Raw genomic sequence first — 13,546 nt, 5'->3', positions numbered from 1 at the left:
TCAGACCCCTCCCAATCCCTGACGGCGGATCAGGATCCACAGGAAGACCGGCGCGCCCAGAATGGCGGTGACGATCCCGATGGGCAGTTCCGCAGGCGCGACCACCAGCCGAGCGATCAGATCGGCCAGCACCAGAAGCGCCGCGCCGAGGAGGGCCGCATCCACCAGCAGCGTCTTGTGATCCGGCCCGCCCGCGATCCGCAGCAGATGCGGCACCACGATGCCCACGAAGCCGATCCCGCCCGCCATCGCGACCGCCGCCCCCGCCAGCGCCGCGACGCCGATCACCGCGCGATGCTTGAGCCGCTCGATATCGTGGCCCATATGCGCCGCCGTCGCCTCGCCCAGTGCCAGCGCGTTCAGCCCGCGCGCAAGCCGCGGGGTCAGGACCAGCGCAGGCCCGATCAGCAGCCCGCCGACCAGCAGCTTCATGTCGCTCGCGCCCGCCAGCGACCCCATGCCCCAGAATGTCAGATCGCGCAGCTGCGTGTCATCGGCGAGATAGGTCAGGATGCCGGTCAGCGCCCCCGCCAGCGCGGCCAGCGCGATCCCGGCCAGAAGCAGCGTCGCGATGGAAACCTGACCGCCCCGGCTCGCAACCCGATAGAGCAACAGCGTGGCCGTCCACGCCCCGCCAAAGGCCGCAACCGGCACCAGCCATGTGCCGAAAAAGGCGGCGATGGCGGTGGGGAGGAACCCGCTCAGCACGATCATCGTGACGGCGCCGAGACCCGCGCCTGCGCCGACGCCGATGATGCCGGGATCGGCGAGCGGGTTACGAAATAGCCCCTGCATCACCGCGCCCGCCACCGCGAGCGCCGCCCCGACCATCAGCCCCATGACCAGCCGCGGCAGCCTAATATCGAGCAGCACGACGCGGTCGCGGGTCGAGATCTCCGCGCCGGTCAGCCACTGGCCCAGAACCTGCGGCAGCGAGACCCCCGCCGCCCCGGTCCCGAGCGACAGGGCCGCCGCGATCACCAGCAGCGCGATCAGCCCGAGCCGCAGCGGCGGGCACGGGCTGCGCATGGCACCGGGCAGGGCGAGGGAGGTCATCGCCATCGCCTCAGCCCTCCGCCTCGGGATAAAGCGCCGCATGCAGAGCTTGCGCGGCCTGCGGCGTGCGCGGCCCGAAGCCCAGAAGCAGCATCCCGTCCATCGCGACCAGCGCGCCGCCTTGGGCCGCGCGGGTCTGCCCCAGCGCGGGATGGGCGAGGATGTCGCGCTCGGTCACCGCCATCTCGCCCTCGCGATCCATCGTCAGGATCACATCCGGATCGGCGGCGAGGATCGCCTCGTCGGTGACGGGCTTGTATCCGGCGAACCCTGTCGCGGCATTCACCCCGCCCGCAAGCTCGATGATCGCCTCCGCCGAGGAACCTTCGCCCCCCGCCATCACGCGGCCGTTCTGCAAAGACAGCACGAAGAGCACCCGCTTGGGCGTGTCGACAGCGCCCGCCGATTTGCGCACCGCGTTCATCTCCTTGTCGAAACTGGCGGTGAGCCGTTCGGCTGCCTCCACGCGCCCAAGCGCGGCGCCCACGACCGCGATCTTCTCGCGCACGCCCTGCACGCTCGGATCGCCCGGCAGCGCGACGAAATCGACGCCCGCCGCCTTCAGTGTCTCGACCGCTTCGGGCGGACCTGCCGTGGCTTCGGCGAGGATCAGGTCGGGGTCGAGCGCCAGCACGCCTTCCGCCGAGAGCGCGCGGACATAGCCCACATCGGGCAGCTCGGTGATGGTCGCGGGATATTGCGAGGTGGTGTCGCGCGCGACGAGCCGGTCTTGCGCGCCAAGCGCCGCGACGATCTCGGTCACGGCCCCGCCGAGCGAGATCACGCGGGCGGGCTCGGCCAGTGCGGGGCCGGCGGTGAGAAGGGCTGCGATCAGGGCAAGGCGCTTCATGCCTGACCCTCCAGACGCGGCAATGCGCGGATCGTCGCGTTGAACGCCTCGACGCCGCCATCCTTGCGCGAGGCGAAGATCTGCATGATCAGCGCGCCGTGCTTGTCGAAGGCCTCGAGACTGAGCGCGGGGCCGTTCTTCGTCGGCTTGTCGACCAGCCAGACCTCGGCGATGTGATCGCCGCGCATATGCAGGTTGAAGCGCGGGTCGAGCACGTTGATCCACGGGCCCATCGGCTTCACCGTCTCGATCGTGCCGCCGTGGATCTCGATGCAGCCCGCATTGCCGACGAAGATCATCAGCGGCGTCTGATCGGTAGCGCAACGATTGAGCAGCGCCTCGACCGCGCCGGGGGACATCTCGGTCGCATAGGGCGCGCCCGCGATGCGATAGGCCCCGAGCCGGTTCATCTTCAGCTTCGAGACCAGCCGCAGGAATTGATGCGTGTCGGTCAGCTTGTCCCATTCGGCGCGCAGGGTCTCGGCCTTCTCGGGCAGCGATTTCGCGGCCTCGACCTTAGCGCGCGGCGCAAGGTCGAGCCGATCCGACTGTTCGGGCAGGCGCAGCTCTGCGACGAGCGCGTGGAAGGCCGCCACGTCGCTCTCGGGTTTCAGATGCACTTTATGAATCGCATCGCCTGCCCGGTCGAAGACCTGGATCGAGCGTTTCTCGCCATCCTCCAGCGCGAAAGCATGAGCCCAGTGCTGCGCGAAGAGACGCAGGTCGATCTCCTTGCCGAGCACCATCTGCGCATGCGCGCCCGAGTGATAGTCTTCGTAAGTGCCGCGCCGTTCGATCACGCAGCTCTCGTTGCGGGTCAGCGCCATCACGTCGCCAAGCGCGGTCAGGCGCGGCATGATCGCATCGGGATGGGCTTCGATCGCGGTGGCGGTCGTGCCGATCTGGGCCGCGACCAGTTCGGCCTCCGCGATGCCATGCTGCGAGGCGAAATCGCGCGCGCGCATCTCGGGGCTCTCGGCGCGGAGCGCGCGGATACCTTCGGGGGAAAGCTGTTGGGGCAGGGTGCCGTCTGCGGGCATGGGGAGTCCTCTCGTCGTTTTCGCAAGGGGCGCGAATCTGGCGAGAGGGCGAGGCCTCGAGCTGGGCGCGGATGGGATCAAATATATCTCAGGAATATACTTGACTAGTTTTGTCGGATTCTCTAGCTGGTCAAATCATCGAAATCAAGACAGTTTCTGCGCTGCCAGCGTCACGCCAGCCCCATGCAGACCGCAAAGGGGACAACCATGGCTACGACGCCTCGCGCCGCGCGGATGCGGCTTTTCACGACAGTTACCAGCCTCGCGCTGATCGCCGCCGCAGGTCCGGCATTCGCACAGCAGAGCGGGACCGATGACGGCTACACGATGCTGGGCCGCCTGATCTATGGCTGGGGCACGCCGAAAGTGGCGATCGACACGCCGCAGGCGGTGACGGTGATCGATCAGCAGGACCTCGACGAGGAACAGCCCCGCACGATGGGCGATCTGTTTGCCGACGTGCCGGGCGTGCAGGCGGCAGGCGCCTCGGCGCGGATGCTGGGGCAGGCCTTCAACATCCGCGGCATCGGCAATGCCGAGCAGACCGGCAGCCAGAACCGCATCATCATCACCGTCGACGGTGCGGTGAAATTCTTCGAGCAATATCGCACCGGCTCCTTCTTCGGCGATCCGGAGCTCTACAAGCGCGTCGAAGTGCTGCGCGGTCCGGCCTCGTCCACGATGTATGGCTCGGGCGCGATCGGCGGCGTGGTCAATTTCACCACCAAGGACGCGACCGATTTTATCCCCGAGGGGCAGACCGGCGCGGTGCGGCTCAAGGGCGCTTATGACAGCAATGGCGACGGCAAGATCGGCACGGTGACCTATGCCCAGAAGCTGGGCGAGGATGCGGATATGTTGTTCAGCTATTCGCAGGGCACGTCCGACGACATGGAAGACGGCGGGGGCGAGACGATCCCGGCCACCGCGGGCGACCGTTGGTCGGCGCTGCTGAAGTCGAACTACTATTTCGGCGAGAACCGCGATCAGCGCCTGACCTTTTCGGCCTCGCGCACCGATAGCGACCTGAAGGATGCGGCCGTCGCGCAGACCGGCGGGTCGCTGGCCTCGGCTTTCGGCACCTCCGACCTGCATGCGATCGACGACACGCTCAGCCTGACCTACGCGAATGAGGGCGTGGGCAACCCGTGGCTCGATCTCGAAGCGCAGCTGAGCTACTCGAAAACCTCGACGGAGCGCGACAATTTCTCGCTCGGGATGATGTGTTCGGCGGGTCGTTTCTCGGTGCTCTGCCCGAATACGGCGAGCTACGAGACCACCGCGCTCAAGCTCGAGAACACCGTCGAGATGTCGCGCGGCGCGTGGGAGAATTACCTCACCTTCGGCACGCAGCTCTCGCATCAGAACCGCTTCGCGAATTCCTCGGTGGGCGAACCCGCCTTCCACCCCGGTGGCACCGAGGACAAGCTGGGCCTCTATGTGCAGGGCGAATTCGTCTGGAACGACAAGCTGACGATCACGCCGGGCCTGCGCGTGGACCGTGCATGGCTCTCGCCCGATGCGGCGGCGGCGGCGCAAGGCGGTACCGATCGGGACGGCACGGCGATCTCGCCCAAGATCGCGGCGCTTTATCAGTTCAACGACACCTGGGGCGTCTTCGGCTCGCTTGCGCGGACCGAGCGGATGCCGACGCTGGACGAGCTCTATCAGACCGACGGGATCGGGGCGGCTGGCCGCACCGCCAGCCTCAATCTCGACAAGGAGAAGGCCACCACGGTCGAGCTGGGGGTGACCTATCAGACCTCGGGCCTTCTGTCGGAGGGCGACAGCCTTTCCGCGAAAGCCTCGCTGTTCCACAACGATCTGACCGATCTGATCGCGGCCGACCCCTCCGGCTCGGTCGGCGTGCCCTATTTCCGCAATGTCGACGCGGCGAAAATCTGGGGTGGCGAGATCGAGGCGTCTTACGAGGCCGATCGCTGGTTCGGCCAGCTCGCCTATTCCAAAGTGAAGTCGAAGGACGAGGCGACGGGCCAGACCCTCACCGACACGCCCGCCGAGAATATCGCGCTGACGCTGGGGGCTAAATTCCCCGATCAGGGCGTGCGCGCGGGCTGGCGCGTGCAGGGCTTCAGCGGGATCGAGACGGCGTCCACCTCGACCTCTGCGCCGGGCTACGCCACGCATGACCTCTTCGTCAGCTGGCAACCCGAACGGCTCGCCGGGATCGAGGTGAACCTGACGGTCGAGAACGTCTTCGACCGCGAGTATCGCAACAACCTCTCGCTCGACAACGCGCCGGGCCGGAACGTGAAACTCTCTGTCGCCAAGGCCTTCACATGGTGAGGGCGGCGCTTCTGACACTGCTTTGCGCGTGCCTCCCTCATGGCATTTCCGCGCAGGGCGCGCCCCGGCTCAGCTTGACGCTGGCCGGGGCAACCGAGGCCGAGAACGCCTGCCGGTTGAGTTTTCTGGCCGAAAACGGGCTGGGTGGCGATCTCGACGCGCTGGTGGTGGAGGCGGTGATCTTCACCCGCGCGGGCGCGGTCGAGCGGCTGTCGCTCCTCGATTTCCGCGACCTGCCTGTGGGCAAGCCTCGTGTGCGGCAATTCGATCTGGCGGGGCTGCGCTGCGACGCGCTTGGCCAGATCCTGATCAACGGCGTCGAGACCTGCGGGGGCGCGGACGAAGCGGCCTGCGCGGACGCTCTGGAAACCGGCTCGCGCGTCGATGGGACAGAGGTGACGGGATGATCTCTCCTGCGGCAATCCAACAGGGTTTGAACGATTTCGTGGCGCTCGGCGGCTGGGTCGTGGGGCTGCTCCTGTGTGTCTCGGTGATCGCCGGGGCGGCGGTGCTGTGGAAGCTCTGGCATCTGGCGCATCTGCGGATCGGGGCTCACGCGCGGTTGGAGGCCGCGCTCGATCTGTGGCAGGCGGGCCAGCGCGGGGCCGCGCGCCAGAGCCTCGCGCAAGCCCGTGGCCCTCTGGTGGAACTGACCCGCCGCGCGATGGCAGCCCCCGAGCCGCAGGCGTTGCGGACCCGCTTGCAGACCGAGACCGAAATCCAGGCCGCCCGCAGCGAGGCGGGGATGCGACTGCTGGATGCCATCGCGCAGACCGCGCCGCTGCTGGGCCTGTTCGGCACGGTTCTGGGCATGATCGAAGCCTTCCAGACCCTGCAGAGCGCAGGCGCTTCGGTCGATCCGGCGCAGCTTGCGGGCGGCATCTGGGTGGCGCTTCTGACCACCGCGCTCGGCCTCGGGATCGCGATGCCGGTTTCGCTGTTTCTCTCCTTCGTCGAGAGCCGCATCGCCCGCGAAAGCCAGAGTGCGGCGCTGATGATCGAGGCGCTCTGCGGCCCGGCGCTGCCCGAGAGCGCACCTGCCCGCGCCGAACTCAATCGCGCTGTGCAAACCGCCGGGGAATGACATGCGCAAGCCGCTTCGCCGCCGCAGCCTGTCGATGACCTCGCTGATCGATGTGATCTTCCTGCTGCTGATGTTCTTCATGCTGGCCTCGAGCTTTTCGCGCATGACCGAACTGCCGATCGCGGCGCGCGGGGCAGGGGGCGCGGCTGCTCCCGAGAGCAAATTGGTCTTCCTGAAGCTCGGACCCGAGCGGATCAGCCTGAACGGTAAGGCGGTGGGCTTGGAAGCGCTGGAGGCGGCCCTGCGAGACGGTTTCGCACAAACGCCGCCGCGCCTGCTGGTCAGCCTCGCGCCTGACACGTCGAGCCAGCGGCTGGCCGATCTGCTGGTGCGGCTCCGCGCGGTGCCGGGGCTGCAAGCGGAGGTGCTGGGATGAGCACGCGTTTCACCCGCCGCCGGAGCGAGCCGATCCTGACCCTGATCAACGTCGTTTTTTTGCTGCTGGCCTTCTTCCTCGTGGCCGGCACGCTCGCCGCGCGCCCGCCGGCCGATCTGCAACTGGTCGCTTTGCCGGAAGGCGCTCGCGCGCCCGAACCGGGCCGGGTGGCGCTGAATGCGCAGGGCGATATTCTCTGGCCCGAGGGCGTCGCGGATGCGTCCGCCTTCATCGCGCAGCTTCCGCCCGAGGCCGGCGGCGTGGCCCGTATCCTGCCCGATCGCGCAGCGCCTGCACCCGCGCTCGTGGCGCTGGCCCGCGATCTCAGCGCGGCGGGGGCGGAGGGCATCCGCCTCGTTGCCGAGCGGGGAGAGACGCAATGAACCGGGGCGCGTTCATCGCCTGCGCGGCGTTTGCGGTCTCGGCCGGGCTGCACGCGCTGGGGCTGGCGCAGACGCCCGTCGCCGCGCCGGAGCTGCCGCCCGCAGGCGGTCAGGCCGCGCAGGAGGCCCCGCTTCTGGGCAATGATTTCGCCGATCTCGCGGCAGGGCGGGCCACACCGGTTGTGCCGGAGCACGCCGAACCGATTGCTCGCAAGGTCACGCGTCCGGTGCAGCCGGAGACGCCCGCAATGCCGATGACCACAAGCCCGTCCGCGCCCGCAGCGCCGGACCGCCTCGCCGCCGTCACCCCCACGCCCGAGACCCTGCGCGCCGAGAGCACGCTCGCCCCGCAGCAAAGCCAGCGCCCCGAAGCGCGCCCCAAACGCCCCGCGCCGCAGCAGACAGCCAAGCCCAGAAAACAGCGGCAAAGCGAAGCGAGGCCCACACAGCCCAGCAACGCGGGAAATGCCGCCCGAGACGCCCGGCGCGGCTCCTCGCAAGGCGCGGCCAAGGCCCGCAACACCGCCGATAAAGGCCAGCCCGCCAAGGCCCCCAGCGCCGCCCGGTCCGGTCAATCGCCCCGGCAATACGCGGCCTCGGTGATCCGCAAGATCCAGTCCACGCCGAAGCGACGCGGGCAGGGCCGGGGGCGCGCCGTGGTCGGCTTCGTGATCTCCGCGAACGGGCGGCTGAGCACGGTGCGCATCCTGCGCGGATCCGGCTCCTCGGGGCTCGATGCGGCAGCGCTCGACCACGTCCGCCGCGCCGCGCCGTTCCCGCCCCCGCCGAAGCCCGGAATGAAGTTCTCCTTCGAATTTATCGCCCGCGGCTAGGCCGCGTTCATCAAACGACCCGTAGGGCTGCTCTCACAGGGCAGACAAAGCCGGATTCATCTGGTAAAACAGAGCTTTGCACGGCGTTCTTGCCAGCGCTTGAATTCCGTATCGCGTGGTCGCATTCTCGACGGCGAAGGGTGGAAAACCATGTCGGAGACACTGTCGGCACTGGGCGGAATCGGGTTGTTCCTGCTCGGCATGAAGATAATGACCGAGGCGCTGCGCGAAGCGGCAGGCGCGAACCTGCGCCGCCTGCTGGCACGGTTCACCACCACGCCGCTCAAGGGCGTGGCGAGCGGGCTGGTCACGACGGCCGTGATCCAGTCGTCTTCGGCGACCACGGTGATGACGGTCGGCTTCGTCGGCGCGGGGCTTCTGAGCTTCACGCAGGCGCTCGGCGTGATCTACGGCGCCAATATCGGCACCACCGTCACCGGCTGGATCGTGTCGCTGGTCGGCTTCAAGCTGAAGCTCGGCGCGGTGGCCATGGGCCTGTTGTTCTTCGCGAGCCTGACGCTGTTTCTCTCGCATGGTCGCGCGGCGCGCATCGGGCGCGTGCTTGCGGGCTTCTGCCTGCTCTTCATCGGCCTCGACATGATGCAACAGGGCATGTCCGGCGCGGCGGACTGGATCACGGTGGAGCGCACGCCCGGAACCGGGGTGGGCGGCCTCCTCGCGATGGCGGCGCTGGGGCTGGCGGTCACGGTGGTGATGCAATCCTCCTCGGCGGCCATCGCGGTCGTTCTGGTGCTGGTCAGCAATGGCGCGCTGCCGCTGATCCAGGCGGCGGCGGCGGTGATCGGGATGAACCTCGGCACGACCTTCACCGCGCTGATCGCCGCTTTCGGGGGATCGCGGGCGATGCAGCAGACCGCAATCGCGAACCTGCTGTTCAATTGCGGGACGATGGTGATCGCCTTTCCGCTGCTACAGCTGATCGCGGGCCCGCTGGAGGCGCTGGCCGCGCGCACCGGGGTGGATACCGCGCTGGTGCTGTTTCACACCGGCTTCAACCTGCTGGGCACGCTCGCCTTTCTGCCCGTCACGCGCCAATTCGCCACGCTCGTAGCACGGCTGCGCCCCGATCTGGGCGGGCGCGCACCGCCCGAGCTGGACCGCCATCTGCTGAGCGACGAGGGCGCGGCGATGCAATCGGCCCATGCGATGGTGATCTGGGCCGCGCGCGAGGTCTTCTCGGCCTATTCGCTGGCCATCGGCCCCGCGCGCGACCTGCGGCGGATGTCGGCACTGGGCCCGCGGGTCGGGATCGCGCTCGATGAGCTGAAGGATTACATGGCGCAGATTTCGGTGCCGCGCGACAAGCCCACCGAGGCCGCCGCCTTCGCCGCCCTGATGCATCAAGCCGACCATCTGATGCGGCTGGTGGGGCAGGCCGAACATCGCGGCTATATCGCGATCCTTCTGCGCGGCAAGATCACGCCGCGGCCCGCGCAATGGTTCGCCGCCTGCCTGTCGCCCGATCGCCCGCTCGATCTGCCGCAGATCGGGGCGCGCATGGCGCTGATGGCCGCGCCGGTGGCCCATCGCTTCGCGCGGCACCGGCGCGGGCTGCTGCTTGGCGAGCATGTCGGGCTTTATACGATACAGGAGACGTTTCAGGCGACCGACGCGATGCGCTGGTTCACGCGGATCATGCATAACGTGCAGCGTGTCGGGGAATATGAGCGCGAGGTTCAGAGCAATCTGGGCCATGAGGCCGCCTCCGCCCCCGAGGCCGCGCCGCCGCCTGCTGCCGAGCTCGCCTGACGGCATCCCCAAGCGGGCCGACTTGGTTCACTCATGCGGCATGGGTCGCGCGCGATGGGCGACGATATTCCCGCTACGAAACAGTCTCTTACGATTTCGGGGAGCTTGGAGCGGGTAGCGGGAATCGAACCCGCGCGTTCAGCTTGGGAAGCTGATAGGGGTTCGTTCAAGTCCTTGTTTTTGATTTGATTTTCTTGGGGCTTCGGGAGGGTTTTCGGGAGGCATTGTTGGACAATGCTGAAAAACCATCGATAGCATTTGCCAGATCTTCGTCCAAAACGTGGGCATATCGGCTCGTCGTCGTGATCTCAGAGTGACCCAAGAGACGGGACACCAGTTTAATGTTTTGTGTCTGCCGAAGCATCCGCGTCGCGAAGGTGTGGCGGAGATCATGGAAATGAAAGTCTTCAATGTCGGCGGCTTTCACAGCTTTTCGGAAATGCTCGAAAGCAGTCGAGTTTTGGAGAATGCGCCGACGTGCCGCTCTCTTTCGATTGTGGACCCGAAAAGTGAAGACGTAGGGGGCGTGGTCAGGATCGTCTGATCTTTCGAGCGTCGCAAGCATTGCCTTGATCTCTTGGCTCATCGGAAAACTCATCGACTGTGAAGATGTGCAAGTGTCGGTCTTCATCTTGAACTTCATTCGCTCGGTGTCGATGTCAATATCACGCCAGCGCAGTTGGCAGATTGATCCCTGTCGCGCGCCAGTCATGAGTGCGAACTGAACTAGCGGATGCAGGTCACAGCGAAGGTGTTCGAATAGCCGTTTCTGCTCGGCGATCGTCAGTTCCCTGACGCGTTCTTTGGGCTCGGGAAGCCTCTTCGCGTTGAAATCGAGGTTTGGAACTGTGGCGCCGTGTTCCTTTTCCATATGCCGCAGGGCGCGAGCAAGTGAGGCGAGAGTTCGGTTTACAGTCGCGTTTGATACCTTTGAACGCCTGCTGGACCGGAGCCGCATAAGGTCCGCATCAGTCAGTCTGGAAATAGGCGTCGCAGGTTTTATGACCGTCAGGATTGACCGGAACTGACTTTTCGTCGTCCTGGCGCTTGGCTGGTTTTGGCTGACATCCGAGAAGTAGGTTCCGAGAGCTTCGGACAGCGTGAAGTTTCGCGTAATTTCGGGAGCGTTTCGCGCGTCGACCCGAGCTTCTGCCTCTACTGCCTTCGCTTCCTCGAAGTCGTCGGTCCCGCAAGATCCATAAAATCGACGACCCCTGATTTGGAAGTCGTAGTGCCAGTTGCGCGAACCTTTGGGTCGATAGGGCATTTCGGTTCGATCCTTTTCGTGTTCCGTCCGACAAATTCGGCGAGATCGCGTGCGTCGTAGCGGATTGATCCACTTGTGAGGGCGATGAACGGCAGGCCAGACGCGCGGAGGCGCCGCAGCGTCTTTGTGGAAACGCGCAGTCGGTCCGCTGCCTCTCTCGGGGTCAAGAGTCTCGGAATATCATCCATCCCGCCCTCGAAATGTCGGGGAGAGAAGCGGATCCAGTTTCTATCTTTGTCTTGCCTTGGCATAGCCGCATCGCTCGGTTGCATCCCCGCAAGCTCACGGGGACCGCTGATGCATCAATTCTAAGCTATGTCTCTGGCCCGAACCGCGTAATTGCTCGCCAGCACCATTCGAAGATGTTGATATCTCGGGGTAGTTGCGGTTTTTTCGCATCTACGAACATCAGGCGCCGCGCGGCTCCGTGCTACATCACGAATTCCATCACTTGGGTTTGAGATGGGTGTCTAGAATTCTCCTTCCCAGTCGGGTGGAATGCGGAAAAGTTCGTGATGCGAGATCTTGCAAGCGGTCTGCCTCGAGCTCGCGGTGTTCGAGCAGCGTATTTTTGACGAATTCCAGCGACTGCGTATTTTCCACGATCAGATTCGTCGCGGCGCTATGTCCCTCATCGAGAATTCCGACGACGTGAGCTCGTAGTCGCTCTGGCAGCGAAACGAGTTGATCACCTTTAACTGGCGCCCAGAACAATTCTCCTCCAAACAATCCCATTTTCGTCACTGCATCGAGGGCGAGGCGGGTGGCGACGCCGAGATCGGAATGTTCCGAGCCGCCGGCGCCGCTCGAAACCGATCCTAGCATGACCTGTTCCGCAGCCCGCCCCGCGAGACCTACAGTAATTGCGGCACGAATGTTGTTCTCCGTAAGCAATGGCGCATCGGCCCCTTCGATGTATCCGCCGGACGGCCCAATCGCGACACGCGTAGGAAGCGTCGGTAACAGGCTAAACGCCGCAAGGAGATGCCCCGCTTCATGGATTGCAATACGCTCAAGTTGGTCAGTCGCGACGGCCGGTGCGATCTCCAGCGCCGCATGCCAAAGGTCGTTAGAGGTGACTGCGCGTCCGTGTTGCCGAGCAATGCCGAGCGCGGAACGGGCAACGCTGACAGCAGTCGCACCACTAGAGCCCAGCAAAAGGTCCGCGCCTTGCGTCACATTGAGATCCGGTGCGCCAAGCGTATCGCGCAAGATCGCTGAAATACCGGCTCGGTCCGGGTAGCGCATTCTCAGATGCAGATCGAGTCGTCCTGCACGCCGCAGCGCCGGATCGATAACGTCTGGATGGTTCGTTGCTGCAATCACCATCACGCCCTGCGTCTCGGCTAGCCGCGTGAGTTGTAGCAACATGGCATTGATCACCTGTCGTTGATATTCGCTGTTTTGGTGGTTGGTGCCGCGGCTTGTGAAACTGTCCATTTCGTCGATGAAGAGCACGCAGGGGGCCTTCGAGATCGCTTCCAGGACGACTTCGTCAAGAGCCGCGAGCATCTGCCCGAGGTGTCCGGCTTTTTGGCACTCCGCGTAACTCGTGGCCACCAGCGGCACGCCGAGCTCTTCGGCGACAGCCCGCGCAAGCATCGTCTTGCCGCAACCGGTTGGCCCCGAGAGCAACGCACTCGTGTTGAGCGCCGACCAGTCGGCCTCGCCAGATTGCCAGCAGCTAAAGCCTGCAAGCAGGCGGTCGAGCTGCCGACGGATCGGCCCAAGCCCCTGAACGCGATCAAGTGCGCGGTTTTGTTTGGGTTCGCAGGCGGCCGAGTATTCTACCAGCCTCCGGGCAACTTCGGCTGCCGTTGCTGCCTTGAAGGCCGGCGTCAGCAACGGGCCATCGAGACGGCGAAGTGCATCGTCGGAGGGCAGAGCGTCGTGAAGCGCGCGCCAAGACCTCTCTTCAGTTTCGGGATGCGTGATGCGCAGGAGCTCTAGGATCAGAGCGCGCGTAACCGGCTGCAATTTAAGGGGGGCCGGACAGATTGTCCGCGCTACGCTCGTAAAAGCAGTGGGGTCGGCTGCGACGGCCAGAAGCGGATCGCCGAAACTGATGGCTTCGTCTTGCGTCTGCCGGAAGCGTTGGTGTTGGCGCGCGCGTTCGGAGGCCGACGCACCGCGCGGCGAGGCGTCGACACGCGCGACAAGTCTGACGTCTTCCTTGCGGCGCAAGCCAACGAATTTGCTTAACCGGGGAAGGAGGCGCGGCAAATCGGCCGTCGCCAGCACGAGATCTCGTCCCGGGGGCACTTGAACCAGCGTGCAACTGCCTTCTTCGTGCATCCGGCGAGCGGCGGCCTCATCTCCAAGGAGATGCGCAAAGCGAAGCGCGAAGGCGAGGGTCTCGATCGAGAAGGCAGAAATCTCCGCCTGCTCGTCGTCAAACTCCTCCGGATCGGAGGCCGATGGAGGCTCGCAGGGCTCCATTAGGTGGCGGAGAAAATTCTCCGCGAAAGCGACCTTTCGGTCGGAGTTGAAGAGTTCTTTTAAGGGGGAAGAAGTGGTGGGAAGGGATTGGGGCATGAAAGGATCCTCGGTCGAAGTTGGAAAGGAAGAAGGCACGGTCCT

At 65.5% G+C, this 13,546-nt stretch carries 13 protein-coding genes; 7 read left to right on the top strand and 6 right to left on the bottom strand.

Annotation, left to right across the window (positions count from 1 at the left end; all coding sequences use genetic code 11):
- From AXZ77_RS12550 to AXZ77_RS12540, 3 genes are read right to left on the bottom strand one after another with little or no spacing between them, the layout of a single operon-like run.
- Window positions 1-1,056: an iron ABC transporter permease gene (locus tag AXZ77_RS12550; RefSeq protein ID WP_098412543.1), complete on the bottom strand. Its 1,056-nt coding sequence runs from the start codon at window positions 1,054-1,056 to the stop codon at window positions 1-3.
- Window positions 1,057-1,066: 10 nt separating this feature from the next.
- Window positions 1,067-1,906: a hemin ABC transporter substrate-binding protein gene (locus AXZ77_RS12545; RefSeq protein ID WP_098411401.1), complete on the bottom strand. Its 840-nt coding sequence runs from the start codon at window positions 1,904-1,906 to the stop codon at window positions 1,067-1,069.
- The gene (locus tag AXZ77_RS12540; RefSeq protein ID WP_098411400.1) at window positions 1,903-2,946 is read right to left on the bottom strand and encodes a hemin-degrading factor; all 1,044 of its coding nucleotides are present in this window, start codon (window positions 2,944-2,946) and stop codon (window positions 1,903-1,905) included. Before AXZ77_RS12540 ends, AXZ77_RS12545 begins: the two co-directional genes overlap by 4 nt.
- Before the next feature lie 207 nt (window positions 2,947-3,153).
- On the opposite strand from AXZ77_RS12540, the gene AXZ77_RS12535 reads away from it, so the two are divergent.
- The 7 genes from AXZ77_RS12535 to AXZ77_RS12505 all read left to right on the top strand — a co-directional run bounded on the left by AXZ77_RS12535 (window position 3,154) and on the right by AXZ77_RS12505 (window position 9,699).
- The gene (locus AXZ77_RS12535; RefSeq protein ID WP_255266492.1) at window positions 3,154-5,253 is read left to right on the top strand and encodes a TonB-dependent receptor; all 2,100 of its coding nucleotides are present in this window, start codon (window positions 3,154-3,156) and stop codon (window positions 5,251-5,253) included.
- A gap of 74 nt (window positions 5,254-5,327) precedes the next feature.
- Complete coding sequence (locus tag AXZ77_RS12530; RefSeq protein WP_141536272.1) at window positions 5,328-5,660, top strand: hypothetical protein; 333 nt, start codon at window positions 5,328-5,330, stop codon at window positions 5,658-5,660.
- Complete coding sequence (locus AXZ77_RS12525) at window positions 5,657-6,337, top strand: MotA/TolQ/ExbB proton channel family protein (protein ID WP_098411397.1); 681 nt, start codon at window positions 5,657-5,659, stop codon at window positions 6,335-6,337. Before AXZ77_RS12530 ends, AXZ77_RS12525 begins: the two co-directional genes overlap by 4 nt.
- Window position 6,338: 1 nt before the next feature.
- Window positions 6,339-6,713 (top strand): biopolymer transporter ExbD, encoded by a 375-nt coding sequence (locus tag AXZ77_RS12520; protein WP_255266491.1) that lies wholly within the window; start codon window positions 6,339-6,341, stop codon window positions 6,711-6,713.
- Window positions 6,710-7,096: a biopolymer transporter ExbD gene (locus AXZ77_RS12515; RefSeq protein WP_098411396.1), complete on the top strand. Its 387-nt coding sequence runs from the start codon at window positions 6,710-6,712 to the stop codon at window positions 7,094-7,096. The genes AXZ77_RS12520 and AXZ77_RS12515 overlap by 4 nt, the downstream gene beginning before the upstream one ends.
- Window positions 7,093-7,929: a TonB family protein gene (locus AXZ77_RS12510; protein ID WP_098411395.1), complete on the top strand. Its 837-nt coding sequence runs from the start codon at window positions 7,093-7,095 to the stop codon at window positions 7,927-7,929. The genes AXZ77_RS12515 and AXZ77_RS12510 overlap by 4 nt, the downstream gene beginning before the upstream one ends.
- Before the next feature lie 150 nt (window positions 7,930-8,079).
- Window positions 8,080-9,699: a Na/Pi cotransporter family protein gene (locus tag AXZ77_RS12505; RefSeq protein WP_098411394.1), complete on the top strand. Its 1,620-nt coding sequence runs from the start codon at window positions 8,080-8,082 to the stop codon at window positions 9,697-9,699.
- A gap of 166 nt (window positions 9,700-9,865) precedes the next feature.
- On the opposite strand, the gene AXZ77_RS12500 is transcribed toward AXZ77_RS12505, so the two are convergent.
- From AXZ77_RS12500 to AXZ77_RS12490, 3 genes are all read right to left on the bottom strand, one after another.
- Window positions 9,866-10,966: a site-specific integrase gene (locus tag AXZ77_RS12500; protein ID WP_098411393.1), complete on the bottom strand. Its 1,101-nt coding sequence runs from the start codon at window positions 10,964-10,966 to the stop codon at window positions 9,866-9,868.
- On the bottom strand, window positions 10,855-11,154 hold the full coding sequence (locus AXZ77_RS19845) for a helix-turn-helix domain-containing protein (protein ID WP_176536037.1): 300 nt from the start codon (window positions 11,152-11,154) through the stop codon (window positions 10,855-10,857). The genes AXZ77_RS12500 and AXZ77_RS19845 overlap by 112 nt, the downstream gene beginning before the upstream one ends.
- 259 nt (window positions 11,155-11,413) lie before the next feature.
- Window positions 11,414-13,501 (bottom strand): AAA family ATPase, encoded by a 2,088-nt coding sequence (locus AXZ77_RS12490; RefSeq protein WP_098411391.1) that lies wholly within the window; start codon window positions 13,499-13,501, stop codon window positions 11,414-11,416.
- Window positions 13,502-13,546 lie beyond the last annotated feature (45 nt).

The organism is Thioclava sp. ES.031 (genome assembly GCF_002563775.1).
GTDB lineage: Bacteria > Pseudomonadota > Alphaproteobacteria > Rhodobacterales > Rhodobacteraceae > Thioclava.
The sequence above is the reverse complement of the archived record's forward strand: the minus strand, read 5'-3'. Positions and strand labels throughout refer to the sequence as shown.